Source organism: Pannonibacter sp. XCT-53, from assembly GCF_009915765.1.
GTDB lineage: Bacteria > Pseudomonadota > Alphaproteobacteria > Rhizobiales > Stappiaceae > Pannonibacter > Pannonibacter tanglangensis.
In genome coordinates, this window is sequence record NZ_JAABLQ010000001.1 from 2,105,191 (window position 1) to 2,130,441 (window position 25,251).

Annotated in this window: 26 protein-coding genes; 8 read left to right on the top strand and 18 right to left on the bottom strand. The window is 69.0% G+C overall.

The window, feature by feature from the left end; translation table 11 throughout:
• Positions 1-9: 9 nt before the first annotated feature.
• The 11 genes from GWI72_RS09310 to GWI72_RS09360 all read right to left on the bottom strand — a co-directional run bounded on the left by GWI72_RS09310 (position 10) and on the right by GWI72_RS09360 (position 8,827).
• The gene (locus GWI72_RS09310) at positions 10-411 is read right to left on the bottom strand and encodes a DUF3168 domain-containing protein (RefSeq protein WP_161674226.1); all 402 of its coding nucleotides are present in this window, start codon (positions 409-411) and stop codon (positions 10-12) included.
• Positions 408-731 (bottom strand): phage head closure protein, encoded by a 324-nt coding sequence (locus GWI72_RS09315; protein WP_161708462.1) that lies wholly within the window; start codon positions 729-731, stop codon positions 408-410. Before GWI72_RS09315 ends, GWI72_RS09310 begins: the two co-directional genes overlap by 4 nt.
• Positions 728-1,297, bottom strand: coding sequence for a head-tail connector protein (locus GWI72_RS09320; protein WP_161708463.1), 570 nt, complete (start codon positions 1,295-1,297; stop codon positions 728-730). The genes GWI72_RS09315 and GWI72_RS09320 overlap by 4 nt, the downstream gene beginning before the upstream one ends.
• Before the next feature lie 183 nt (positions 1,298-1,480).
• Positions 1,481-2,719 carry a phage major capsid protein gene (locus GWI72_RS09325; protein ID WP_161708464.1) on the bottom strand — a complete coding sequence of 413 codons (1,239 nt, stop codon included), beginning with the start codon at positions 2,717-2,719 and terminating at the stop codon, positions 1,481-1,483.
• A 43-nt stretch (positions 2,720-2,762) separates the two neighbouring features.
• Positions 2,763-3,191, bottom strand: coding sequence for an HK97 family phage prohead protease (locus tag GWI72_RS09330; RefSeq protein WP_161708465.1), 429 nt, complete (start codon positions 3,189-3,191; stop codon positions 2,763-2,765).
• Positions 3,188-3,376, bottom strand: a complete 189-nt coding sequence (locus tag GWI72_RS09335) for a hypothetical protein (RefSeq protein WP_161674236.1) — start codon at positions 3,374-3,376, stop codon at positions 3,188-3,190. The genes GWI72_RS09330 and GWI72_RS09335 overlap by 4 nt, the downstream gene beginning before the upstream one ends.
• Before the next feature lie 131 nt (positions 3,377-3,507).
• On the bottom strand, positions 3,508-3,705 hold the full coding sequence (locus GWI72_RS09340) for a hypothetical protein (RefSeq protein ID WP_161708466.1): 198 nt from the start codon (positions 3,703-3,705) through the stop codon (positions 3,508-3,510).
• Entirely contained in the window at positions 3,698-4,936 is a 1,239-nt protein-coding gene (locus tag GWI72_RS09345; RefSeq protein ID WP_161708467.1) for a phage portal protein, read from the bottom strand. Before GWI72_RS09345 ends, GWI72_RS09340 begins: the two co-directional genes overlap by 8 nt.
• Before the next feature lie 175 nt (positions 4,937-5,111).
• Positions 5,112-6,392 (bottom strand): DNA-packaging protein, encoded by a 1,281-nt coding sequence (locus GWI72_RS09350; RefSeq protein ID WP_244314224.1) that lies wholly within the window; start codon positions 6,390-6,392, stop codon positions 5,112-5,114.
• Positions 6,316-6,957 (bottom strand): hypothetical protein, encoded by a 642-nt coding sequence (locus GWI72_RS09355; RefSeq protein WP_161674242.1) that lies wholly within the window; start codon positions 6,955-6,957, stop codon positions 6,316-6,318. Before GWI72_RS09355 ends, GWI72_RS09350 begins: the two co-directional genes overlap by 77 nt.
• A 385-nt stretch (positions 6,958-7,342) precedes the next feature.
• Positions 7,343-8,827 carry a methyl-accepting chemotaxis protein gene (locus GWI72_RS09360; RefSeq protein ID WP_161708468.1) on the bottom strand — a complete coding sequence of 495 codons (1,485 nt, stop codon included), beginning with the start codon at positions 8,825-8,827 and terminating at the stop codon, positions 7,343-7,345.
• A 533-nt stretch (positions 8,828-9,360) separates the two neighbouring features.
• Between GWI72_RS09360 and GWI72_RS09365 the strand changes: the two genes are divergently transcribed.
• The 3 genes from GWI72_RS09365 to GWI72_RS09375 all read left to right on the top strand — a co-directional run bounded on the left by GWI72_RS09365 (position 9,361) and on the right by GWI72_RS09375 (position 11,775).
• Positions 9,361-9,906 carry a DUF3833 family protein gene (locus GWI72_RS09365; protein WP_161674245.1) on the top strand — a complete coding sequence of 182 codons (546 nt, stop codon included), beginning with the start codon at positions 9,361-9,363 and terminating at the stop codon, positions 9,904-9,906.
• Between the two features lie 312 nt (positions 9,907-10,218).
• Positions 10,219-11,151: a VOC family protein gene (locus GWI72_RS09370; RefSeq protein ID WP_161708469.1), complete on the top strand. Its 933-nt coding sequence runs from the start codon at positions 10,219-10,221 to the stop codon at positions 11,149-11,151.
• A 3-nt stretch (positions 11,152-11,154) separates the two neighbouring features.
• Positions 11,155-11,775 carry an alpha/beta hydrolase gene (locus GWI72_RS09375; protein WP_161708470.1) on the top strand — a complete coding sequence of 207 codons (621 nt, stop codon included), beginning with the start codon at positions 11,155-11,157 and terminating at the stop codon, positions 11,773-11,775.
• Positions 11,776-12,257: 482 nt separating this feature from the next.
• Here the strand turns inward: GWI72_RS09375 and GWI72_RS09380 are convergent, their stop codons facing one another.
• Both GWI72_RS09380 and GWI72_RS09385 read right to left on the bottom strand, forming a co-directional pair.
• Positions 12,258-13,889 (bottom strand): methyl-accepting chemotaxis protein, encoded by a 1,632-nt coding sequence (locus GWI72_RS09380; protein ID WP_161708471.1) that lies wholly within the window; start codon positions 13,887-13,889, stop codon positions 12,258-12,260.
• Between the two features lie 228 nt (positions 13,890-14,117).
• Complete coding sequence (locus GWI72_RS09385; protein ID WP_161708472.1) at positions 14,118-14,633, bottom strand: YcgN family cysteine cluster protein; 516 nt, start codon at positions 14,631-14,633, stop codon at positions 14,118-14,120.
• 238 nt (positions 14,634-14,871) lie between these two features.
• Here GWI72_RS09385 and GWI72_RS09390 point away from each other — a divergent pair, with 238 nt between their 5' ends.
• The 3 genes from GWI72_RS09390 to GWI72_RS09400 are packed head-to-tail and all read left to right on the top strand — an operon-like array spanning position 14,872 to position 18,217.
• Positions 14,872-16,965: a transglycosylase domain-containing protein gene (locus tag GWI72_RS09390; protein ID WP_161708473.1), complete on the top strand. Its 2,094-nt coding sequence runs from the start codon at positions 14,872-14,874 to the stop codon at positions 16,963-16,965.
• Positions 16,962-17,624, top strand: a complete 663-nt coding sequence (locus GWI72_RS09395; RefSeq protein ID WP_161674256.1) for a DUF1214 domain-containing protein — start codon at positions 16,962-16,964, stop codon at positions 17,622-17,624. Before GWI72_RS09390 ends, GWI72_RS09395 begins: the two co-directional genes overlap by 4 nt.
• Complete coding sequence (locus GWI72_RS09400) at positions 17,621-18,217, top strand: DUF1254 domain-containing protein (protein WP_161708474.1); 597 nt, start codon at positions 17,621-17,623, stop codon at positions 18,215-18,217. The genes GWI72_RS09395 and GWI72_RS09400 overlap by 4 nt, the downstream gene beginning before the upstream one ends.
• Before the next feature lie 54 nt (positions 18,218-18,271).
• Here GWI72_RS09400 and GWI72_RS09405 read toward each other — a convergent pair whose 3' ends face one another.
• Both GWI72_RS09405 and GWI72_RS09410 read right to left on the bottom strand, forming a co-directional pair.
• Entirely contained in the window at positions 18,272-19,177 is a 906-nt protein-coding gene (locus GWI72_RS09405; RefSeq protein ID WP_209000078.1) for a hypothetical protein, read from the bottom strand.
• A 149-nt stretch (positions 19,178-19,326) separates the two neighbouring features.
• Positions 19,327-19,536, bottom strand: a complete 210-nt coding sequence (locus GWI72_RS09410; RefSeq protein ID WP_161708475.1) for a hypothetical protein — start codon at positions 19,534-19,536, stop codon at positions 19,327-19,329.
• A 185-nt stretch (positions 19,537-19,721) separates the two neighbouring features.
• Between GWI72_RS09410 and GWI72_RS09415 the strand changes: the two genes are divergently transcribed.
• Positions 19,722-20,966 carry a DUF2336 domain-containing protein gene (locus GWI72_RS09415; RefSeq protein WP_161708476.1) on the top strand — a complete coding sequence of 415 codons (1,245 nt, stop codon included), beginning with the start codon at positions 19,722-19,724 and terminating at the stop codon, positions 20,964-20,966.
• Between the two features lie 152 nt (positions 20,967-21,118).
• Here the strand turns inward: GWI72_RS09415 and GWI72_RS09420 are convergent, their stop codons facing one another.
• From GWI72_RS09420 to GWI72_RS20385, 3 genes are all read right to left on the bottom strand, one after another.
• Complete coding sequence (locus GWI72_RS09420; protein ID WP_179956051.1) at positions 21,119-21,463, bottom strand: DUF1491 family protein; 345 nt, start codon at positions 21,461-21,463, stop codon at positions 21,119-21,121.
• A 129-nt stretch (positions 21,464-21,592) separates the two neighbouring features.
• Entirely contained in the window at positions 21,593-22,468 is an 876-nt protein-coding gene (locus GWI72_RS09425; protein ID WP_161674264.1) for a peptidoglycan-binding protein, read from the bottom strand.
• A gap of 12 nt (positions 22,469-22,480) precedes the next feature.
• Positions 22,481-24,244 carry an ATP-binding protein gene (locus GWI72_RS20385; RefSeq protein ID WP_161708477.1) on the bottom strand — a complete coding sequence of 588 codons (1,764 nt, stop codon included), beginning with the start codon at positions 24,242-24,244 and terminating at the stop codon, positions 22,481-22,483.
• 343 nt (positions 24,245-24,587) lie between these two features.
• Here GWI72_RS20385 and GWI72_RS19995 point away from each other — a divergent pair, with 343 nt between their 5' ends.
• On the top strand, positions 24,588-25,211 hold the full coding sequence (locus tag GWI72_RS19995) for a DUF5330 domain-containing protein (RefSeq protein ID WP_209000079.1): 624 nt from the start codon (positions 24,588-24,590) through the stop codon (positions 25,209-25,211).
• The last annotated feature ends 40 nt before the right edge of the window (positions 25,212-25,251 follow it).

A 25,251-nucleotide genomic window follows, 5' to 3' on the forward strand; every position in this document is an offset into this window, starting at 1 on the left:
GGCACCGCCTCAGGGCTCCGTCACGGCGCGAAGCCTTGCGCCGGCCCGCCAGGTCCGCCCATCCGTCATGCGCCGGCTGGTCATCTCGATCCGCCGGATGGAGATCAGCTTGGCGCCGGTGATGGCGACCGTCGTCGTCTCGAGCGTCGTCACCGCGAGGACGAGCGCGTCCATCGCCTCGTCGCGGCTCGGCGCACGCGAGTAGACGGCAAGATCCAGCTCGTGCTCCTCGCCCTCGCTGAGGAGGCCGCAGAGCAGCCGGCTTGCGAGCGCTTCCAGCGTCAGATAGGGCAGCGGCTGCCCCCGCGGCGGCCCGTCGTAGAGCCTGGCACCGCCAAGCAGCGTCAGCAGCGCCGGGGTTGCCGCCAGTTTCGCAAGCACCGCGCTGCGGAGATTGAGGCCATTGCTCATGCGCCCTCCTCCTCGAGCATCAGCTCGATCTGCCGGCGGCGGCCGTCCCGGTCACGCGCGGCCAGAACGCGGAAGCTGTGCCCCTCGGCCGTCACCCTCCAGCCGCCGGTGATGTCGGCGCGAAAACGCAGGGTCATGCGGTGGGTGGCGCCGCCGTCGAGCCGTCCCGCCGCCACCGCCTCGCCCTGGGACAGGCCGGCCAGCTCGGCGAATGCCAGCCCGATGTCGGTGAGCCCGGCCGTGGCCTGCCCGTTCGCCGCAACACTCAGCTCCGGCCGCCACAGGCGGACGGACAGCCGATAGGCACCCGCGCCGCTCACAGGAGCGGCATCCGGAAGGGCACCAGGAGCCGGTCGAGACCGAACGGCAGGCTCGCCATGGCAAGGTCCGTCCCCGCCTCGCGGTTCTCGTACCAGTGCGCGGCGAGCAGGCGCACCGCCTGCCGGAGCGCCTCGGGGACTGCGCCGGGCGACGCCCCGTATCCGGCGGTGAAGTCGATCTCGAGCCCGTTCACCGGCTCCACCCCGGAGCCCGTGTCCGGCGCCACCACCAGCCGCGCCGGCTCCGTGCCCCGCCGGAGCGTCCAGGCGGCAGGGGCCAGCGTCACCGGCATGCCGTCCGCGCCATAGACCGTCACCGCCGTCACCGACAGCACCGGGGCCAGCGGCAGCCGCAGGATGCGTCCCGCCGGCCAGCCGTCCAGCGCGATGCGCCAGCCCTGCGTGATCAGCGCCCGCCGTGTCACCTGCTCCACATGCTCGCGCGCGGCCCTGATCAGGCTGGCGAGCAATCCGTCCTCCTCGGTCTGCACCAGCCTCAGCTGGGCCCGAAGCTCCGCCAGCGTCACCGGCTCCACCGCCGGCGCGCTCGTCAGCCAATGTGTCATGGCCACCTCTTGTCAGGAATTTTTTCCTATTTTCATGCACCCGTCAGCCATCGGAACGGCCTCGGCGCCCTCTCCCCCCTTGAGGGGGAGATGTCTGCGTCAGCAGACAGAGGGGGGTGCTGCACCTCGGGTTGCGGAAAATGATCGCGCCTTGCACCTCGGCAAGGCGCGGTCCCCCCTCCCTCACACCGCGAACACCAGCAGCTTGATCGCCGCGAAGTCCTGCACGCCGCCGCCGACGCGCTTGGTCGTGTAGAAGAGCACGTAGGGCTTGGCGGAATAGGGGTCGCGCAGGATGCGCACGCCCTGGCGGTCGACCACCAGATAGCCGCGCTGGAAGTCGCCGAAGGCGATGGCGGCGGCGTTGGCGGCGATGTCGGGCATCGCTTCGGCCTCGGTGACGGGGAAGTTGATCAGCGTCGCCGGGGCACCGGCGCTCGCCGGCGGCTGCCAGATGTAGTTGCCGTCGGCGTCCTTCATCTTGCGCACCGCCGCCTGGGTGCGGCGGTTCATGACAAAGCGGGCGTTCTGCCGGTATCCGGCGCGCAGCGAATAGATGAGATCGATCAGCCGGTCCCCCGGATTGGTCGCGGCGAAGTTGCCGGCCACGCCCGTGTTCAGCGTGCCGAGCGACCCCCAGGCCCAGGAGGCATCGGCAACACGCGGCACCGACAGGAAGCCGGTCGGCTTGTTGATGCCGTCGCCGTTGACGAAGGCCGTGCCCTCCTGCTCGGCAAAGACCATCTCGATCTCTTCCGCGATCCAGGCGTCCACGTCCACGGCCGCATCATCCAGCAGCGCCGAGGTGGCCGAGGGCATGGCATAGAGTTCCATGGTCGGGAAGGTCAGCTCCGCCAGCGTCTGGCTGTTGGTCTGCGGCCGTGCGGCGGTCTCGCCCACCCAGCCGGCCTGCGGCCCGGTCAGGGAATAGGGCTTCTTGAACACGCTGCCCGACACCTGCCGGTTGCCGGCAATGGCGCGGATCGGCGACACGTTGGCCAGCCGCATGAGGATGCCGCTTTCCGTCTCCGCCGGCACCAGGAAGCCGCCGTCCGGGTTGGAGCCGATCGACAGCGCCTTCATCTCCAGCGCCTTCAGCCCGTCGTCGCGGCCCTCGCGCATATAGGCGTCAAACGCCGCCTTGTGCTCCAGCCCGGCGCCATGGCGCGGCGTCTCGCCGGAGAGTTCCGGCCGCCGGGCCTTCAGGGTCAGTTCGTCCAGCCGGCGCTGCGTCTTGTCGAGGGCCGCATCCAGCCGGTTCAGCTTGTCCAGCGTCACCACATCCGCGCTGCCGCGCGTCTCCAGTTCGGCCAGCCGCGTGTCATTGGCATCGCGGTAGGCGGCAAAGGCCGACTGCAGGTCGTCCAGCGCCTGGCGCGGCTCCAGTCCATAGGCCTTGGTCTCAAGCATCATCTCGTTCATCGCTGTCTCCGCGTTGGGCAGGGGCATGATCTCGGGCGGCGGCTCATCGCGCCGCGGTCTCCGCCGGCAGAGGCGTCAGCCGTGCTGCCGGGTGTTCGGGAAAGGTCACCAGCGACACTTCCCAAAGGTCGATTTCGGTGAGGTGCCGGCGGACACCGCCCTCACCCTTGACGGCCGCCAGGGCGCGAAAGCCGATGGAGAGCCCGTCCAGCGCCCCGGCGCTGATCAGCTCCGCCGCCTCGCGCGCCGCGGCCACACCGGTCAGCAGCCGTCCGGTCACATAGAGGCCGTGCGCGTCCTCCCGCGCCTTCTCCCAGATGCCGATGGGCTGCATCCGGTCGTGCTGCCACAGCATCCGCACGGCCGCCGTCCCGCGCCGGGCGAGCGAGCGGGCAAAGGCGCCCGGCAGCACCACGTCGCCTGCGCCATCGGGCTGATGGAACACGCTGGCGTATCCGGCAAAGCGGGTCATCGCGCCGCATCCCGATGGCTGGGCGTCTGGTCCGTGATCTGGCCAAGCCGCTGCAACGTTGCGGCAAAGGCGGCAAACACCCGCGCGGGCCGGGCCTGCGGCATGGGTCTGCAGTTCAGGTTCAAGGTCAGGCTGCGGGCAGGCGTCATCGCCCCGCCACGGGCCAAAAGGCCTGTGTCCGTCATGACTTGGCTCTCCTTGTCGAGGTTCTGAGTCCGGCTTGCCCGCTTCATGCGGCAGGCGAGCCCGGCGCTTCATCGCGAAACGTCACGCGGCGCCGTTTCGTGAGTCTTCTGAATCGCTTGGACCCGGCTCCTCAGCCACCGTCATGGTCGTTGAAGATCTGATTCAAGCGCTCGATCTCGTCCACGAACTGGCTGAAGCGCCGGTTCGAGGCGGAAAGTTCCTTCAGCAGCAGCCCGGCCAGGGCCGAGGCCGATCCCGCCCACAGCAGCAGCGCCAGATGGGCCAGGTCGCCGCGTTCGACGACGGCGGTGAGGACCGCCTCAGTCATCGCCCTGCCCTGCGGCTTCGCCCTTCCCTGCGGCTTCGTCTGATCCGGCGCGGCGGCCGTAGCCCACCGCCGCCCGCTTCTCGTCCTCCGACAGGAAATCCGCGGCCCCCACGCGCCGCCACAGGGCCTCGCGCTCCGGCGACAGCGCCTCGATGGCATCGGCGTCCGGTTCCAGCCGCAGCGGCGCGCCATAGGCCGGGGCCAGCCAGTTCGACAGGCTCAGCGCCGTCCGCCGGACAAGCGGCAGCACGGTCTGGCGCCAGAACGCCCGGTTGGCTTCCTGGTAATTGGCAAAGGTGTTGTCGCCGGGAATGCCGATCAGCATCGGCGGCACGCCGAAGGCCAGCGCGATCTCACGTGCGGCCTCGCGCTTGGCCTCGATGAAATCCATGTCCTTGGGCGTCAGGCCCATCGGCCGCCAGTCCAGTCCGCCTTCCAGCAGCAGCGGCCGGCCGGCGTTGCGCGCGCCCTGATAGCCCTCTTCCAGTTCCGCCTTCAGCCGCTCGAACTGGTCGAGCGACAGGTTGGCCCCCTCGCCCGCGCCATAGACCAGCGCTCCGGAGGGCCGCGCCGCGTTGTCGAGCAGCGCCTTGTTCCAGCCGGCGGCCGCATTGTGGATGTCGAGGCTCACCTGTGCCGCCTCGATCGGCGCGCAGCCATAATGGTCCGACAGCGGGTGAAACAGGGTCAGCTGCCGCACCTGCGGCACGTCGCCAAGGCCGCTCAGCCGCAGCGACTTGCCGCCCACCTGATACTCGAATGCCTCCGGCCAACCGGACGTCCCCGGCACCACCTTCACCCGGTCGGGGCGCAGCACATGCAGCTCCGCCGGCAAGGCATCCGCGTCTTCGCTGACATAGATCCGCTCGACATAGGCATTGCCCGCCACCAGCAGGTGACCGAACAGGGCCTCCAGAAAATCCGGCCCGCTCTGGCCCCGGTTGGGCCGCGCCAGCAGGCGCAGCAGCGGGTGCTCCGTCAGTTCCTCTTCCTCGGAAAACAGGCTCAGCGGCACATTCGCCGCCGCCTCGCTGACCATGCGCACCGCCCGGTAGACAACCGGGTTGCGCAGGTAGCCTTCCCGCGCCAGCGCCGCATAATCACGCGGGCTCCACACGGGCCGCCCACCGCTGGCAAAGGCGATCAGCGGCGCCGTGCGTGAGGCCTTTTCCTCGTCAAGCGCTGCCCCGCGCGGTTTGAAAACTGAGTCCAGAAGCCGTGCCAACCCCATGATCCTGAATCCTTTTTCCGCATCAGTTAAGAGATTGAATCCACGGCCTCACAGCTTGAGTCACATGGCAGCCTCGGCGCCCTCACGCCCCAGCCCCAGGCGCCCTCTCCCCCCTTGAGGGGGCAGAGGGGGGTAAGCAGCATCTCCGCAAACCGGTGAGCAGATCCATGCCCCCTCACAGCCGCCTCAGCCGCGGTGTCCCCCGTTCGGACAACAACAGCTCGCTCAGGGCCCAGACCAGCGCGTCCAGCCGGTCGGGCGAGCGGCCCGAGGTGAGCCCGCCCGGTCCGAAATCCGCCATCTCGTCCTCCAGCGCCGGCATGGCTCCGACATGGCGCACCCGGCCCTGCTCGTAGATCAGCGCAATCGGTTCGGCCCGGGCATATTTGCCCCGGCTCGCCCGCACGCTCTTCACCGGCACCCCCGGATCGGCGGCGGCAATCACCTCGCGCACCATGTCGCCGCCCTGATTGACCTCGGCGACCAGACAGTCCGCCTGATAGTGCCGCCACAGCGCCACCGCCCGCCCGGCCCAGTCGGCCGGCCGCGCCCGGGCCAGACTGTGATCGGCGAGCACATAGGCAATCCCGTCCTCACCGAGGCCCGCCACCACCAGGCCGCAGGCATCGGAGCGTTTCGTGGCCGTGGCCGGCGGATCGATGGCAATGACGATCCGCGCCAGATGATCCGGCGCGGCGGCGATCCGGCAGGCGTCCAGGTCACCGCGTTGCCACAGGGCATCGGGCCGGTCCTCGATCAGCTCGCCGTCCAGTTCCTGCCGCCCCAGCCGCGTTCCGGCGTAGCGCGCCACCACCCGCTCCAGAAAACCCGGTGCCAGAAACAGCGCATTGGCCCGGGTTGCGGCCCGGGTCATCGTGGTGCCGGGCATGTCGATGAGGCGTTTCAGCAGCGGCACCGCGCGGGGCGTCGTCGTCACCAGCTGGCGCGGCCGCTCGCCCAGTCTCAGGCCAAACTGCAACATGTCGAAGGTCTCCTCGCCATTGCGCCACTTGGCCAGCTCGTCGGCCCAGGCGATGTCGAACTGCGGCCCGCGCAAGGCCTCCGGGTCTTCCGACGAAAAGGCCTGCGCCACCGCGCCTGTGCGCCATTCCAGCCGCCGCCGGCTCGGGTTCCACTGCGGCCGCTCGGCTTTGGGATGCACCGAGAGGATGCCCGACACCCCTTCGATCATCACCTCGCGTACATCCTGATAGGTCTCGCCAACCAGCGCGATGCGCCCCGCCGGTCCCGCCTCGCCGGTCCAGCCATGGCCGAGCGCGCGGGCGCGGATCCATTCCGCGCCGGCCCGGGTCTTGCCCGCGCCGCGTCCGCCCATCATCAGCCACACCGCCCAGTCGCCGCCGGGGGGCAACTGATGCTCATGGGCGAAGGTCGGCCAGTCCTTCAGCAGGAACGCCATCTCGCTCCGGCTCAGCCGGTCCAGCGCCTCCTCCATCCGCCCCGCCTGCCCAAAGGCCAGCAAGGCGGCGCGCAAGTTCCGCGCGCAGGCTGTCGGGGTCAGGTCCGTCATCCGTCTCCTCGCTGCGGCTCTTCTGCAGGTCCATGAGCGTGTCGAGCGTGCGCGCCAGGCTTGCCAGCGTCCTTGCGCCCTGGTCCATGTCGGAGAGCTTGCCCCCCTCCCCGGTCTCGCCCGCCATCAGCCGGCCCAGCCGGTCTTCGAGCCGCGCCACCTGGGTCTCGAACGCCCGGTAGAGCCGATTGATCATCCGCGCCTGCTCATCGGGCTCAGCGGCGGCAAAGCCCTCCAGCGCCTCGCCCCGCCGCATCCAGCCCTCCTGCCGGATGCGGTAGCAGAGCCGCTTGGCCGTCACCTGAAGCCTTGCGGCAATCGTCGTCTGCGACAGGTCCGTCTCCTCGTAGAGCCGCCGCGCCTCGCGCCAGACCTGCGCCGGATCACTGCTGGCCCCCTTCACCGGACGGCCTGCCGCTTGTGCCCGGCGGCCGCGCCCGCGCGGCTGTCGACCGGGCAAGACGTCCTCGTTCCCGGCAGTGTCCTGCATGGCCGCGTGCTCCCTCGTGCATGTGCAAGGTCAGGTGTTCCCGGTCCTCCCGACCGCCGGGACGGGCGCCGCCGCGCCGCAGACCGGCGGCCAGTTGGCTGCGATCTGGCTGCGATCTGGCTGCGATCTGGCGAAACGGGGCGGCAGGACCGAAAAACTTGTGCCCGGGCATGGCCGGGCAGCGCATTGTCGGGAGGCGCGTCCCGCCGCATCCGGCGTCAGCCGCACCTCTTCGATCTTGCAGAAACACTACCCGACCAGCGTCCGGATGTCAAGGAATTATTTCCTATATCTTTCCAGCCCGGAACGACGCCGGCCCTCTGCCTCGCGGGCCGAGGCCGAGGCCGCGGCCGGAGCCGGATCCCGGCTCCGGCGGTCGGTTCCATCAGCACAGCTTGCGGGATGCGGTCCGGGCCTTCAGCGTCGCCCGCTCGATCGAGGCGGTGGCGCGCGAGATGCCACCGATGCTGTCGGTGATGGCCTGCACCCCGCTGGAGGCCTGATGCATGTTGCCGGAGATGTCCCGGGTCACGCTCGCCTGGCGGGTCACCGCATCGGAGATCGAGGCGGAAATGTCGCCGATGCTGCGGATGATCTCGATGATCGAGGTGATGGCCCGTTCCGCACTGCCGGTCGAGGCCTGGATGGAGCCGACCTGCCCGGTGATGTCCTCGGTTGCCCGGGACGTCTGGCTCGCCAGATCCTTCACTTCGGCGGCCACCACGGCAAAGCCGCGACCGGCCTCTCCGGCGCGCGCGGCCTCGATCGTGGCGTTGAGCGCCAGAAGGTTTGTCTGGTTGGCAATGCTCTCGATCAGTTCCAGCACCTCGCCGATGCGCTGCGAATCCTGGCTCAGCTGCGCCATGATCCGGCTCGACTGGTCCGCCTCGGTCACCGCCATCTTGGCCACGTCGAGCGCCGTTGCGACCTGGCGGCTGATCTCGGCGATCGAGGCGACCAGCTCCTCGGCGGCGGTGGCCACCATCTGCACGCTGGCGGAGGTCCGGGCCGAGGCGGCGGAGACCTCGGCGGCCTGTGCGCTCGTGCTGGTGATCTCCGTTTCCACCAGCGCGAGATCCGCGTCAATCTTATGCTGGATGTGTTCGCGCTGCTGGCGCATCCGCACCTGCTCGGTGGCGTCCGTTGCAAACTTGACGACGCGGCTCAGCCGTCCGTTGGCGTCGAAGATCGGGTTGTAGGTGGCCTGGATCCAGACGTCGTGGCCGTTCTTGCCGATCCGGTGGAACTCGCCGCCCTGGAACTGCCCGGCGCGCAGATCCTCCCAGAAACGCTGGTAGGCGGGGCTGGCGCGCTCGGCCGGGTCGACGAAGATGCTGTGGTGCCGGCCGCGGATCTCCTCGATCCGGTAGCCCATGGTGGCCAGGAAATTCTCGTTGGCGTCGACGATCGTCCCGTCCAGCTCGAATTCGATGACCGCATTCGAGCGGTTGATCGCGTCGAGCTTGCTCTGGATTTCCGCGGCGCGCTGGCGCTCCTCGGTGATCACGGAGGCGATCTTGATCACCCGCGTCACCTTGCCGTCGCGGCGCAGGACCGGATTGTAGCTCGCCTGGATCCAGACATCGACACCGCCCTTTGCCTTCCGGCAGAAGGAGCCGGACTTGTAGGCGCCGCCCGCCAGCTCGCGCCAGAAGCTGCGGTAGCTCTCGCTCTCGGCCTCCTCCTTGCGCATGAACATCGAATGGTGGCGACCGACGATCTCGCCGGCCGTGTAGCCGACGGCGGACAGGAAATTGGAGTTTGCCCGCACGACCGTGCCGTCCGGCTTGAATTCGATGATGGCCTGGGATCGGCTGAAGGCTGCCAGAACCTCCGCCTTGTCGATGCCGAATAGGGTTCGTATGCGCATGGGAAGGCCTGACGTCTGATTTCGTAGTCTGAGGCGGAGTCTGCGTCATCGCAGTTGCAGGAAGGTTAAACAACGAACACACCGTCGCAACAACTGCCCGGAACAGATCGAAACATCTTATGACAAGACCGGAAACCGATAAATTATCATAAGATCAAACGACATTTCCTCATCAATATTGAAGTACATTTCAAAATTGACATCGCAACTTTGTAAATTTGATCACATCATGTTGCCGCAAAGACTGACAAGAGCCAGAGCGAGCCGGCAGAAAAGCAACGAACTATCCGCACGACCCAACCGGAGCCTTGCGGACAAAAATAGAGCGGCTGCTGAGGCGTCAACATGACTTTACAAATTTTCGTCACTTTGAACGATCAGATCTTCAAAAAGACACCGCAAATTTTACAAAGATGAATATCACAGGATGCAAGATAAGTGACCCTACATCCTGGGCGATCCTGCCGGCGCTGATCCGTGCAGGCCGGCGCGGCGTAACACGCAGCAGAGTTTCATCTTGCAGGAGTTCCCGCATGTCCCGGCTTCGCCGCCCGTCCGGCCTGATGCTGCCGCCGTTCCTGTTTGCGCTTGCCGCGGCCCTGATCCTCCTCCTTGTCGCGCCCGTGCGCGCAGCCCAGCCGCTGGTGCTGGAGGAATTCTTCCGCGGACGCACCGTGGCCGAGGGCGTGTTCGAGAGCCGGATTGCCGGTGTCCGGCGCGAGTTCAAGGTCTATCTGCACGGGACCTGGGATCCGAAGACCTTCACGCTGCGCCTGCGCGAGGATTTCGTCTATGCCGATGGCGAGAAGGACACCAAGGTCTGGTTCTTCCAGAAGGTCGGCGACCGCCGCTACATCGGCACCCGGTCGGATGTCCTCGCCCCCACCCATGTGACGCCCGAGGGCAACAGCCTGGTGTTCAGCTACGCCGCCGAGGTTCCGGTCGGCGATGACACCATCGCGCTGCGCTTCAACGACACGCTGACCCCGATCGACGCCCGGACGGTCCGCAACACCGCCAATGTGGTCAAGTACGGCATCACCGTCGGCACCGTCGAGCTGATCTTCACCCGGCCCTGACGCCGGGCCCTCGCTTGGGGCCCTCACGTCGGCCCCTCATGCCGGGAATGGCCGCGCCGGTTCTGCGGCGCGCCCGCGTGCGCGCTTCCCCCTCCTCCCGAGGCGGACCGCAAGCGGCAGGGCATCCGCCCTGCCGCTCCGGCCGGGAGGGACCGGTCGCCGAGGTCCGGCCCCACGCCCGGCCCGATCACTGTTCACCCGGAGTGAACTTCAAGTCCAGTCCTGGCGGAATTTTCGCCGGCCGCGGAACACCCTACCTTCCGGTCATCGCCAGCGCCCCCACGCCGGGGGCGCAGAACCGGGAGACTTCCCATGCTGAACCAGATCCGCGGGCTGCATCACGTCACCTCGATTGCCGGGGACGCAGCCGTGAACAATGCCTTCTTCACCCGCACGCTCGGCCTGCGCCGTGTCAAGAAGACGGTCAACTTCGACGCACCTGACGTCTATCACCTCTACTATGGCGACGAGACCGGCTCACCCGGCACCGTCATGACCTATTTCCCCTTCCCCGGCGCGCGCGGCGGCCGTCCGGGCACGGGCGAGGTCGGAACCACCGTCTTTGCCGTGCCGCGCGATGCCATCGGCTACTGGAAGGAGCGGCTGGGACGTCTCGGCGTCGACGGGCTGGCCGAGGACACGCTGCTCGGCCAGAAGCGCCTGCATCTTGCCGGTCCCGACGGCGACGGCTTTGCCCTTGTCGAGGTCGAGGATGACGCGCGCCAGCCGTGGACCGGCAGCGACGTGCCCGCCGACGTGGCGATCCGGGGCTTCCACTCGACCGCCCTGCGGCTGCGCGACGGCGGGGCAACGGGCGAGCTGCTGCGCTTCATGGGCTACGAGGCCAGCGAGACGGCGGAGGGACTGACGCGCTACCGCATTACCGGCGGCAATGGTGCCCATGTGATCGACGTCGAGGTGATGCCCAACATCGCCCATGGCGTGCAGGGGGCCGGCTCGGTGCATCACGTCGCCTTCGCGGTCGAGAACCGGGCGGCCCAGCTCGAGGTCCGCAAGGCGTTGATGGACACGGGCTTCCAGGTCACGCCGGTGATCGACCGGGACTACTTCTATGCGATCTACTTCCGCACCCCGGGCGGGGTGCTGTTCGAGATCGCGACGAACGAACCGGGCTTCTCCCGGGACGAGGACACGGCGCACCTTGGCGAGGCGCTGCGGCTGCCGGCCCAGCACGCGCATCTGCGGCCCTACCTGGAGGCCCATCTCCAGAAGCTGGAGGGCTGATCCATGAGCCTGTCCGCCTACCATCACCACCTGCGCCGGGCCGAAGGGCCCGGTGCTGCCCCGCTCGTCCTGGCCCTGCATGGCACCGGCGGCGACGAGAGCCAGTTTGCGGGCCTTGCGGCCGCGCTGGCCCCGCAGGCGCATGTCCTGTCCCCGCGCGGAGACGTGTCGGAACACGGGGCCTTGCGCTTTTTCCGGCGCACCGGCGAAGGCATCTACGACATGGAGGACCTGGCACTGCGCACGGCGCAGATGGCCGGCTGGATCGAGGCCTGGACGGCCGAGCTGGGCGCTTCCCGCGTCCTTGCCTTCGGCTACTCCAACGGGGCCAACATCCTGGCCAGCGTCGCGTTCCAGCGGCCGGAGCTGTTTGCGGGCATCGCGCTGCTGCATCCGCTGATCCCCTTCGAGCCCGCAGCCCGGCCAGGCCTGTCCGGCCTGCCCGTGCTGGTGACGGCGGGGCGGCGCGATCCGATCTGCCCGGCACCGCTCAGCCAGCGCCTGTCGGACTGGTTTTCCGCCCAGGGAGCCGAGGTGACGCTCGACTGGCACGACGGCGGCCACGAGCTGCGCCAGCAGGAGGTGGATGCGCTGGCCCGGTTCGCCGGCCGGGTGCTTGCCTGATCCGGCGGTCCGCAGGGTCCGTCCGGGCGGACTGACCGGCTGACGGACGGGCGCACTGACTGGCTGACTAATGGGCGGGCGGGCGTCCCGCCCATGCCGGCCGTCTCTCGCCAGCGCCAGAGTCACAAGGCCCCGGACCATGTTGGTCCGGGGCCTTGGGGTTGATTACAAACCCTCTATCGTCATCCCGGCCCAGCTGAGCGTGAGCGAAGCGCCGAGCCGGGATCCAGATATCAGCCGCGCGAAGCGCGACACACCTGTCGGTCGCAAGTCGTATCGAGGTGACTTGGTTTTGCGCTCGCTTGCGCTCGCACTGACATGCTGGATTCCGGATCTGCGGTTCGCTGAAAGCTCACCTTGTCCGGAATGACAGCAAACTGACGAAACTCCGAAGTTTGTCAGCAGTCTGAAGGCCCCGGACCATGTTGGTCCGGGGCCTTGGTCGTGGTGATGGGGCTTGGGCCTGCGGGAGCGGTCCGTTTTCAGATCGCGCTCACGCGGCGCAGGAAGTCGTCGATGCTGTCGGCGAGCTGGCGCGTCTTGCCGGCAACGTCTGCCGAGGAGCGCGACACGTCGGCCGCCGAGGAGGAGGTCTCGTCCACGGCGCCCTTGACGCTGCTCATGTTGACAGTGATCTCCCGCGTTCCGGCAGCCACTTCCTGCACCGAGCGGCTGATCTCGCTGGTGGCCGAGCCCTGCTGTTCCAGGGCCCGGGTGATGGAGGCGGTGTATTCGTTGACACGGACCATCGTCGCGGCGATCTCCTCGATCGCGGCGACCGACCCGGAGGAGGCGTCCTGGATCGCGGTGATCTGGGCGGAGATTTCCTCCGTGGCCTTGGAGGTCTGGGTGGCCAGTTCTTTCACTTCCGCCGCCACGACGGCAAAGCCGCGGCCGGCTTCGCCCGCACGGGCCGCCTCGATGGTGGCGTTGAGGGCAAGGAGATTGGTCTGTTCGGCAATGTCCTGGATCAGCTGCAGCACCGCGCCGATCCGCTGGGCCGAGGCGGCAAGACCGGCCACCTGCTCGTTGGCCGAGGCGGCCTTGCGGTTGGCGGCGGCAACGACCGTGCTGGTGTCGGCAATCTGGCGGGAGATCTCGCCGATGGAGGCCGACAGTTCCTCCGACGCCGAGGCTACGGTCTGCACGCTGGCATAGGCCTGTTCGGTGGCCGCCGCCACCGAGGCCGTCCGGCCCGTGGTGTCCCGCGACAGGTCGAGCAGCACCGACGAGATCTGCCCCATGTTGGCGGTCGCCTCGGTGACGGGCAGCAGCAGGCTCTGCGAGTTGCGGCGGAAGCCTTCGATCATGTCCTCCAGCTCCGCCTGGCGGGCGCGCTCGCGCTCGAAGGTCTCGCGCTGCTGCGCCTCCAGCTCGCGCTGGCGCACCGCGTTGTCCCGGAAGGTCTCGACGTTGCGGGCCATCTGGCCCAGTTCATCCTTGCGCAGGACGCCCGGCACCGCCAGCTCCAGCTGTCCGTCAGCCAGCGTCAGCATCGTGCGCGACAGGCTGTCGATCGGGCGGGTGATCCGGCTGATCAGATACATCAGTGCGGCCGACACGACGCCGATTGCCACCAGCGTCATGGCCAGGGCGGTCGTCAGTGCCGCGTTGCGCTGGGTGACGATGACATTGGCATCAAAGGCGATGAACACGCTGCCGATCCGGGTGAGTGTGCCGCCGTCGTCGCGCAGGATCGGCTTGACGCCGACCTTGTAAGTGCCCGTGTTGAAGAAGCGCGTCGCCGTCTCGTCGCTGGCCGCCAGCGCCGCCTGCGGCAGGAGCGCCAGAAGATCCGCACCTTCCGTTCCTGCCTTGGCCACGGTGGCGAAGATCGACCCGTTCTCCTCGCGCACCACCGCCCAGGAGAAATGGTCGTTTTCCATCAGCGGCTTCAGCACCGTCTTGGCAAGGTCCTGGTTGAAATCCCAGATGGCATTTCCAAGGGCCTGGTTCGACAGCTCGGTGCTCAGCGCGATCTCGGACTCGAAGGCCTTTTCCGAGGCGCTGATCAGATGCGTCGTGGTCAGATACGAGAAGGCCGCGAAGGCGAGCGCGACGACAACGACCACGGGTGTGATCGTCTTGAACTTGATCGATTGCCAGAACTTCATGGCACGTCCCCGATTGAACTGTGCCCATGCTGCGCCCGCCAACCCAATATTCCGTTAATGTCGCCCAGCAGCGCGCATGTTTTTGCGCTCAAGTTTTAAGCAAACACCCAGGAAGATCCAGTCAACCACCACTTTGACTTTAAACCGCGTGTAAACCACACCCGGATTGCAAGCCGGCGAATATTTTTACGCAGTTTTCCCAAGGTCACCCCACAGGGACAGCGCAGCTTACCGTTCGGCACCGGGCGCGCGCGGCGGCTTGCGCCGGGCACGCTGCGGCACCCGCATCGGCCAGTCCACCACATGGTTCTCGTAATCCTCGACCTCCATTCCGGCCTCGCTGACCGTGCGGCCGCGCACCGACACACCGGCCGCATGCACCGTCTCCGGATCGCCGGAGACCAGCGGATGCCACCAGTAGAGATCCTCGCCGTCGCGCACGAGGCGATAGGCGCAGGTCGGCGGCAACCAGGTGAGCGTGCGCACCTCCGCCGGGGTCAGCTGGATGCAGTCGGGCACGGTCTGGGCCCGGTTGGGATAGTCGCGGCAGCGGCAGCTGTCGCCATCCAGCAGCGCGCAGGCCACGTCGGTCCAGACGATGGCGCCGGTGTCCCAGTCCTCGAGCTTGTTGAGGCAGCAGCGGGCGCAGCCATCGCACAGCGCCTCCCATTCCTGGTCGGTCATCTCCTCCAGCGTCTTGACGCGCCAGTAGGGTTCCGTTGGGGGATTGTTGGCGTCCGGCATTGATTTCGCGGCCCGTTTCGGGTTCCCTGAGTGTCAGTTGTATCGGCTGTCGTTCCTTTAACAGCATCTTCAGACCACGGATAGCGCTGTGAGCTCCGACCTTCAGGGTGATGGCGGCCCGGATCGCCCGCAGACGCAAGGCCAGGAGCCCGGCGCCGAGCCGGGTGCACGTTCCGGTCCTGAAACCATTCCGGCCCGCTTGCGGCGGCGGCGGCATCGGTCCATCGCGTCCCGGCTCATGTCGGCCGATGCCTGGGTGGACACGGCGCTGTGGCGGCTGGGGCGCTCGCTCGGCGAAGGCATCCGCGCCTATGATCGCTTCCTGCGCCGGTTCGAGGCGCGGGGTGTTGGCCGGGTCGCGGCCGAGGTCGGGTCCGACGGGGTCACCTTCGGCCTGCTTGGCCTTCTCGTCCTGCTCACCTTCGCCCAGCCGGCCTTCGAGGCAACACGCAACGCCGACTGGATGACGACCGACGACTTTGCCGTCACCTTCCTGGACCGCTTCGGAACCGAGATCGGTCGGCGCGGCATCGTGCTCAACGACACCGTGCCGCTGGAGGAGATCCCGGACGTGCTCGTCAAGGCGACGCTGGCGACCGAGGACCGGCGCTTCTTCGAGCATTTCGGCATCGACATCTTCGGCACGTCCCGCGCCATGGTGGAAAACCTGCGGGCCCGCACGGTCGTCCAGGGCGGATCCTCGCTGACGCAGCAGCTCGCCAAGAACCTGTTCCTGTCCAACGAGCGGACGCTGGAGCGCAAGATCAAGGAAGCCTTCCTCGCGCTCTGGCTGGAGGCAAACCTGTCCAAGCGGCAGATCCTCAAGCTGTACCTCGACCGCGCCTACATGGGCGGTGGCGTCTTCGGCGTCACGGCCGCCTCGGAGTTCTATTTCCGCAAGAACGTGCGCGAGCTGTCGCTGGCCGAGGCCGCCATGCTGGCCGGCCTCTACAAGGCCCCGACCAAATACGCCCCGCACATCAACCTCCCGGCCGCCCGCGCGCGCGCCAACGAGGTGCTGACCAACATGGTCCAGTCGGGCTTCATGACCGAGGGCCAGGTCATCGGCGCGCGCCGCAACCCGGCCGTTGCCGTCGACCGGTCGCAGGACCAGGCGCCCGACTTCTTCCTCGACTGGGCCTTCGAGGAGGTGAAGAAGCTTGCCCGGCGCAATCCTGCCCTTGCCCGTGACCGGATCGTCACCGTCCGCACCACCCTTGACCCGGCGCTGCAACGGCAGGCGGAACAGTCGATGGAGAGCGTGCTGGCGGAATTCGGCCAGGTCCGCCGGACGTCGGAAGGCGCGCTGGTCGCCATGGTGCCGGACGGGGCCGTGCGGGCCATGGTCGGCGGCCGTGACTACGGCAAGAGCCAGTTCAACCGCGCGGCCAATGCCCTGCGCCAGCCCGGGTCGTCGTTCAAGCCCTTCGTCTACATGACGGCCTTCCTCAACGGCTACTCGGCCAGCAGCATCGTGCCCGACGCGCCGGTGTCGATCGGCAACTGGAGCCCGCGCAACTACTCGCGCGGCTATGCCGGGCCGATCACCCTCAAGGATGCGCTGACCCGTTCCATCAACACGGTGCCCGTGCGCCTGTCGATCGCCGTCGGCCGGCCGGCGATCATGGAGACCGCCTACCGCATGGGCATCACCAACGAGCTGCAGAACACCGTGTCGCTGCCGCTGGGGGCGTCCGACGTCTCCGTCATCGACATGACGGCCAGCTATGCGGCCTTTGCCAGCGGCGGCTACAAGGCAACGCCCTTTGCCATCGTCGAGGTGCGCAACTCCGCCGGGCAGGTCCTGTTCGACCGGGACCGCGACCTGCCGGCGCCGGAACGCATCCTGCCGGCCGACAAGGTGGGCGAGATCAACGACATCCTCGTCAACGCGGTCGAGAACGGGACGGGCCGGCGTGCGATGATCGAGGGCGTCGTGGTCGCCGGCAAGACCGGCACCACCTCCGCCTACCGCGATGCCTGGTTCGCAGGCTACACGGGCAATTTCGTCAGCGCCGTGTGGATGGGCAACGATGACTTCACCTCCACCAACGAGGTCACCGGCGGCAACCTGCCGGCGATGGTCTGGCAGCGGCTGATGGCCTATGCGCATCAGGGCATCGAGCTGACGCCGCTGCCGGGCGTAGATCCGGCCCGGCTCAAGCCGGCGCAGGTGGCCCGCACCTCCGACAGGGCGCCGGCCGCCGTCCAGCCGCGCCTCCTGTCCACCCGCACGGTCGAGGTCCTGTCCGACATCGGAGCCGCCTTCGACGCGCTCGGCCAGACCGCCTCGGCGGAGGCGACGGACGCGCCGGAGGTCGCCCGGCCATGAAATCCGCCTTCCCGCTCGGCCCCGAGACCGACTGGCAGAAGACCGAGACCCCGGAGATCCTGCAGCCGTCGCGCATGAGCCCTGCGGCGCGGGCCCTCGCGCTTCTGGCGACGGTGGTTCTGGCCGTTGCCCTCGGGCTCGGCTCCGCCTGGCTGGCGCTCGACCGCGAGGACCTGTTCCAGCAGATCCGCATCGGGGTCTGGGGCGCGCATCCGCAGGCCGGCACGCCCGAGGCCGATCCCTATTCCGCCGCGATCTACGCCCGCAGCGGCCGGGTGCCGCTCGCCAATGGCGAAGGCGTTGCCTTCACCGCCACGACGGACAGCGCCGGCGCGCCGCTGTCGCCCGGCTGCACCTATCGCGTGTCGGGGCAGACGCCGACGGCACGGCTGTGGACGCTGACGGCCATGGACCGGCACGGCCGGCTGCTGGCCTCGGCCGGGGACCGCGTCAGCCTGTCGAGCGTCGGCCTCCTGCGCGCCCCGGACGGCAGCTTCGGGATCACCGCGTCCCGGCGGCCCCATCCCGGCAACTGGCTGCCGCTCGGCGACGGCGACGGCCTCACCTTCGTGCTGAGGCTCTATGATGCGCCGATCACCACCGGCGCGTCGCTCACCGGTCTTGCCATGCCCGCCATCACCCGGATCAGTTGCCCATGAGCCGCCGTCTGCTGGTCCGTCTCTCGCTCTATGGCCTGGCCAGCCTGTTCCTGGCCGGCATCGTGCACATCTTCGTCATTCTGACGGTGCCCGGCCATGTGCGGGCCGAGGCCTTTGCGCGTCTGGCCCGGCTCGGTCCGGACCGCAGCTTCCATGTGCTGCCGGCGGTCGCGCCGGGCGCCGAGGCGCTGCCGATGCTGGATCCCGAAATGAGCCACGCCCTGTGCTGGTTCCGCCTCGCCGATGGTCCGGTGCGGCTCAGCGCCTCCGTCAGTTCCCCGTTCTGGTCGATGGCCCTGTTCAATGGCGGCGGCGAGGTGGTCTACAGCCTCAACAACCGCACCTCGGGCAGCGGCGAGCTGGCCATGCTGGTGCTGTCCACGGCCCAGCTCTCGATCCTGCGCGAGAACCCGCCCGACAATCTCGACGAGCTGATCGTCATCGAGACCGACCAGGCCGAGGGTTTCGTGCTGCTGCGCGCCTTTGTCGGCGACAGGCCGGCGGCCGGGCTGGTGCGTGACGGCCTGGCCGGCGCGCGCTGCGAGACGCTCGCCTCCGCCTCCACCGCCCCTGCGCCGACGCCAGGCGGCTGACGCGACCGGGACGCGGTGCCCCGCAGCTGCCACAGGCGCCGCAGCGCCGGCGCGCTACTTCTGCGGCGCGGGGCGTTCCAGCCCCCAGTTGCCATAGATCCGCGAGCGGTCGGTCTGTTGCGCGGTCGGGAACCGGTTGGTGTCCTGACAGCCCTTCTCGGTCAGGCGCACCACGGTCTCCAGTTCCTTGATCGCCCGGTTTGCCTCCCACACCCGGTTGCCCGAGGGGGTCTCGATCTCGAAATGGTCGACGGCCGTCTGGTAGGCCTGGATGCGGAAGCGCAGCGCCTGTGCCACCCAGTCCGTGTAGGCCCGGTTCTCCCAGACGCGCGCATTGGCACCGGCATAGGTTTCCGTCGTCACCAGATCCCGGCTCGACAGGGCCCGCAGCCGTTCCAGATCCGCCTCGGCCACACGCGTCGCCACCGCGCAGAAGGGCGGAACCAGCGTTGCATCCCCGCGCGCATCGGCGGCGATACGGTCAAACCGCACGTTGCTCGACCGGAACGTCTCGCTGCCCAGGAACACGGTGTAGAGCGTCACCGGCACCAGTCCCTCCTTTTCGGGCAGCAGCCGCGTGCGGGTCAGCTCCACCTTGGTGCCGCCGATCCAGTCCTGCGTCGCCGGCGGCCGGATCAGGCCCCAGCCGAGGTCGCGCAGAAGTTTCTCGTCATCCGTCAGGATGAATTCCGAGACCGGCTCCTCGCGGAGGCGCGCCACCAGCTTGCCGGCTTCGGGCATCAGCACGTCATGGGTCACGGAGGGGCGGGCGCGGTCGAAATCCCCTGTCGGGCGACTGCAGGCGGAGAGGCCGAGGAGGGCCAGGCCGAGGCCCGCCAGACCTGACAGCGCCCGCAGCCGGACGGCCCTGCGGCCGGTCACCGGCGCCAGTCCGGCGTCAGCTCCCTCGGGCCGGCCCTGCGGCGGGCGCTTGGGAGGAGGAACTATCGTCAGGGTCATCGAGCCGTCCTCGCGCGGGGGCTTGCTGACCAGCCGGAACCGCCCGGGCCTGCGTCCGGTCCGGCGCACCGTCGCCGGTGCCCGGTCCGCCGCGGACCACATGTGTAAGTCCGAGCGTGCGCCATGCGCTTCTGGGAATGCGCGCCACTCTAGTCGTGTTCGGGAGCCACGTTCTTGGCTGCTGCTCCGATGGTCCCGATTCGCGGGGCGAGATCAAGCGGCTCGCGCTCGATGCGCACACCGGGGAACAGGACGACGCGCCCGGCCGGGTCTTCGGCCGCAGGGCCGCGCCCCCGCACCGGAGGGCGTCTTCCACTCAGCGGCCGCCGGGCCGCAGCAAAGTCCAGAACGGTACCCATCGTCGTCTCCGCCATTGAGCGGCCCGATGCCACGCCCGGGCCAGAAGCCACACAGCGACACTTCCCGTCGGTCTCACCAGTAACGCGCCGTCAGGGTTAACAGCCTGCTAACGGTTTACGTCTAAGTTGAGACATCGGATCCTCGGATCCCTGTGTCGTGTTTCTGGCTGTGTTGACGCGTATCCATGTCCCCAGTGCCGCCCTCCCGGGATCTTGACCGTCCCGCGCCCGATCCTGACCTCATCCGCAAGGATCGCCTGCTGCTGGCGGCAACCGAGCTGTTCTGCGCGCGCGAACGTCACGACCGCGGCGAGCAGAAGGCCTTCGGGGAGCTGGCGCTGCAGCTGTATGATGCCACGTCCCTTGCCGACCGCCGCCGCGTTGCCTGCCTTCTGGCCCGCGCCAGCGGCGTTCCCTCTGCCGTACTGGCGCGCCTCGCCGATGATGCGGATGCCCTCGTTGCCTATCCGGTGCTGCTGCATGCGCCGCAGCTTGACCAGGACGTGCTCGCCCGGGTCGCCGGCCGGGGGCCGGAGAGCCTGCGGCGCGCGATCCTGCGCCGCGCCGACCTGGCAGCGCCCGCGCTTGCGATCCTGGCGGCCGAGGCCGAACCCGACACGCTCATCGCGCTTGCCGACCGCCGGCCGGACGAGCTCGACGACACTGTCCTCGAGGCGCTCTGCCGCCGGCCGGCGGTGATGGACCGGCTTGGCCCGCTGCTGGCGGAGCGCAATCTCCTGCCCAGTGACCTGCTTCTCGCGCGCTTCCCGACGCTGGACCCCGTCAACCGGCAGCGCGCGCTTGCTGCCGCCGGCCTGCGCGCCCTCGCCGACCGGGCCCGCCAGGGCCCGCCGCGGCTGCCCCGTCCGCTGCTCTCCACCGCGCTCCTGCAGAAACTGTCGGCCACCGCGCTGGCGTGCGGCCCCGAGGCCTTTGCCGGGGACCTGTCGCGGTTGCTCGACCTTGACGGCGACTTCAGCCTGTCGATCGTGGCCGATGCCAGCGGGGAAAGCCTCGTGGTCGCGCTGAAGGCGCTTGGCATGCCGGCTGCGGACACCGCCTCGATCCTGGTCCGGCTCGCCGGCGCCAGCCTGTCACTGGAGGCGCTCAGGGCTGCGCTGCGCCTGCACGAGACGCTGGGCCTCGCCGCAGCGCAGCTCTTGGTGGCAACCTGGCGCCAGCATGCGCCGGCAGAGGGAACAGCGACGGCAACGGGGGCAGCGACAACACCGGTCCGGGCCGGGGCCGAGAGCCGCGCCGCCTCGCCCGTCGCCGGCCTGCGCGGCAGCGATGGCGGGATCACCCAGCCCCAATCCCAACCCCTGCCCCATTCACACCCCCAGTCCGTGCCCCAGTCCCAACCTGCTGCCGGGGCCCAGCCGCAGACGGCCTTGCCGGCGTCGCGCGGCGGCACCCGTCAGGCGTCCTGATCCGCTGTCCGCCGGAAAAGGGCGGGGCGGAAAAAGGCGGGGCAGCAGACAGGGGAGGCCGCAGGCGCGTGCCCGGGCTGGTCAGGGTCTGACAATTCAGCTCAGGTGGGGACAGTTCGGGGCTGTCCCTGGCGTGCCCCTCCGGCCACCCGTCAGGAGGCCGGGATCAGCGGCACCGCATCCGTGCCGCCCTTGTGCTCAATCTCGACCACCCAGAAATCCGGGTCCATCCGTTTCTCCCGGTCCAGCCGGGCCGTGGCGTCGGCGCGCGCGCCGGCGCGGATGAGCGGCTCGAACAGCCGGTCCTCCGGCGTTGTCTCGAAGATGGCTTGCGGCGCCGGACCGAACAGGTCGACCGTTCCGTCCAGCCGGTCGACCAGCACGAAGATCGCCCCTGCTTCCTCCGCGCCCTTGCGCGTCACCGCGGCAAAGCCGCCCGCCCCCATCACGCGGCGGATCAGGGCACTGACATAGAATCGGCTGGTCAATCTCGGCAAGGACAGGCTCCTCGGTCCGGCCCGCGCCCCGGATCCGTGGACCGGGACCGGACAGACCGGTGTTGGCAGGGGATCCCGGCGCCCCCCTGCGGCGGCACCTGGCGCTCCGGCTCAGGGCTTGCGCCCCGATCAGCCCTCGAAGGGAATCCCGGTGAAGTCTTCCAGCGCCTGGATCAGGGCGGGCGACACCTGCCCGGTGATCGCCATGCCCCGGTCCAGCTCGAAGCGCTGAATCGCGTTGGCCGTGTTCTTGCTCATGACGCCATCGGCGCGCAAGGGGCCATAGCCAAGTTCCGACAGGAGAGCCTGGATGCGCGCGAGGCGGCGCCCGTCCATGTCGAGCGAGCCGGTCACGTCATCGAGGTTGCGCGGCGGCACCGGCGCTGCTTCGGCCACCGCCTGCGGGGCCGGGGTGAAGGTCGGCGCGGCCGGCAGTACGGTCTGGCTCGGTGCATTGCGCGCCGGGTGGGCAAAGGGCGACGGGCGCGGCACCGGCACATGGGCCCCGAGGGCCGCCGAGGGGTCGCCGGCCAGCGCGGCCTGATCGATCGCCTGCGAGGCCGCGGCCATGTTCCCGGTCTCCATCAGCAGCTTGGCGAGCAGCGCGCTGGTCGGCTGGCCGGTCTCCGGCAGGCCGGTCAGGATCTCGTAGCGGCGGATCGAGCGTTCGGTCGCCGGTCCGACCAGGCCGTCGAGCAGCCCTTCATAAAGACCGAGGCGACGCAGCTCGGTCTGGATGTCGAGGATCAGCGTCGAGACCGGCTGGGCCTCCACGGTGCGCGCATCCGTGGTCGGCAGGTCGGCCGTGCGCTCGCGCGAGACCATCAGCGGGGCGGGATGGCGCTGCGGCTGCAGGCTGACGGCATTGGCGATGATGAGGCAGCCGGTCAGGGCCATGACGACGGCTCCGCCTGCCGCGAGCGGATTGTCGAGAGCAGCCCCGCTCGCCCGGGCGATGAGGCCGTCTCGTTCCGGCAGGTCGAAGTCGTCTTTGCGGCGGGCCATGCGCGCTCCGTCTCAGGCGACCGTCTTCAGGCCGCTTGCGGCCCGCTCGGGTTCGGTGGGACGGCTCGCTGCCAGGGGCAGCGTCACGCTGACTTCGGTACCCATCCCCTTGCGGCTGTCGATCCGCAGGCTGCCGCCGTGCAGTTCGGTGAGGGCCTTGACCACCGACAGGCCGAGGCCGGTTCCGGTGGTGCCGGACGGAGCGGCCCGGAAATAGGGTTCGCCGATGCGCGCCAGCGTGTCCGCGTCCATGCCGACACCGGCGTCGCGCACCGACAGCTCCACCGCCTCGCCGGTGAGGCGGGCCGCCAGCACCACCTCGCCGCCGTCGACGCTGAACTTGATGGCGTTGGACAGGAGGTTCAGCACGATCTGGCGGCAGGCGCGGCGGTCGGCCGGGAAGGCGCTCAGCCCGGAACAGATCTCGGTGCGGATCGTGACGCGGCGCTGTGCCGCCTCGGCGGCCAGCATGTGGCGGCAGCTTTCCAGGCAGGCGGTCAGGTCGAAGGGCGCGATGGTCAGGTCGTAATGCCCCGTCTCGATCCGCGACACGTCGAGCAGCCCCTCCACCACTTCCAGCAGATGCGTGCCGGATTCGTGGATCAGCTCGACATACTCGCGCTTGCGCCGCTCGTCGGCGAGCATCGCCGGGCTGGCGCGCAGCAGGTCGGAGAAGCCGATGATGGCGTTCAGCGGTGTGCGCAGCTCGTGGCTCACGGTGGCCAGCATCCGCGACTTCGCCGCGCTTTCTGCCTCGGCGGCACTGCGGGCAAGAGCGATGCGCTCGTCCTCGAGCTTGCGCTGCGAGGCATCGCGCAGCACGGCGACGACCTGCCCGTCCGGCAGGCGACGGCAGGAGAGATCGAGCCAGCGATAGTCCGCAACGCCGGCCTGTCCGGGCTGGGCGGTGCCGGTGCGCAGGCGGATGTCAAGGCGCGCGGGGTCCAGCCCGCGCTGCGCATCCGAGACGGTCTTGAGATAGGCGGGCCGGTCCGCGACATGCAGCCGCTGGAACAGGCCCTGACGTTGCAGCGCGCGGGCCGGCACGCCGACCACCGTCTCGCTCGGGCCGGTCAGGCTCGTCACGTCGCCGCCCTCGCCCAGCCGCAGCACGAGATCGCCCAGCGTGTCGCAGACGAGGCGCAGGTCATGTTCCCGGTCCGCCAGCAGCGTGTCGCCGCGCCGCTGGTCCCAGGCGAATCGCAAGGCCAGAAGGGCGGCATAGGCCAGACCGCCGGCCGTGGAGATGGCCAGCGCCGCCTCCGGGCTGACGGCCATCACAGACAGCGGCGAGGCCCCGCTGATCGGCGCCATCGAGGCCAGCAGCGCGGCTTCCAGCACGCAGAGCGTCGTGACCCAGAGCACCGCGCGCCGGTCGCCCGACAGCGCGGCTTCGAGCGGCGGCAGCAGCAGCCAGAGCAGCGCAAAGGACGCCACCCCGCCGGTGAGCGCACAGATCGCGCCGATGAACAGGGCAAACAGCGCCGCCGAGGCAGCCTGGGCGAGCCCGAGATACCCGGTGCGCGACAGGAACAGGGCCAGCGGCCACTGGGCGAGACCCCAGGCGAGGGCGAGTGTCAGCGGCAGGGATGCGGGTCCGGCGAGGGCCAGATGCAGCGGCAGGAGAATCAGGGCGGCGGATCCGGCGATGAGGCTCGCCGTGATGAAGGCGGCGTGCCGCGGGGCGCGCAGGGGATCGGCCATCGCAGACGGATGCACGAGCCCCTCGATGAAGCGGCAGATCGTTTGGCCAAACACCGTCAGAACTTTGGACACGCTACGCAACACACTCACTCTGACCGGTCAGGGACCGGCCGTCTCCAGATTCTGTTCAAGGATCAGTTTTGCGCAGACCGCTTAAGGAACGCTGAAAGCGGACGGGGGTGCGGATTTGGTTGCAAGTCGGATTTCTTCGTCCTTGCAGATACTTGGACAGAGATCGGCACAATTTGAATCGAAATTTCTGCGCATTTTCCTCAAGTCTGGGGCGAATTTGACGAAAAACGACGCCTCCGGCTCAACCGGGCTTTCGCACGTCCCTGCTAGGGTGGCGTCATAAGAAAACCGCTGGCCCCTGGCACGGAGAGACAGCGGAACCGAAACTGAACAGGGTAGCGTCATGTTTTTTCTGATCAGGACAGCCTTCTGGCTCACCCTGGTCCTGCTGCTGATCCCGCTCGGCACGGACCAGAAGGAGGGCAACGGGATCAACGTCGATCCACTGGCGGCGCTGATGGCAGCGCAGGCGACGGTCTCCGATCTTTCCGGCTTCTGCGACCGCAATCCGCAGGCCTGCGAGACGGGTGGCCAGGCGCTGACGGCCATTGGAACCCAGGCCCGCGACGGGGCCCGCATCGTCTACGAATTCCTCGACAAGTCCGTGGCAGACGGGTCCACGTCTCAGGATCCTGCCGCCGCGCCGGGCTCTGCCCTGCCCGGCCAAATCCAGCACGGCCCAGGCCAGCCCGGCACCGGTCAGGCCGCCGCCGGCCTTGGCAGCAGCGCCCTTCCCGGACCGGCCTTCACCGGCTCCGTCCCGCGTCCCGGCACCGTGACGGGTCCCGTCACCGGGAGCCTTACCGGCACGCTGACCGCCGCCGATGCGGCCCCGGCCTGGCATCTGCCGGCGCCCGAAACCCTTCCCGGTGCGGCTCCTGCCGCGCCGTCCGCAGCTTCCTCCGGTCCGGAGGCCTTCTTTGGGCCGGTGCCACGGCCCAATCCCCGGTCAGGCAATCGCGTCTGACCACACCGTCCGCGCCCGATGGCGCCTTGTGTCTCGTGCG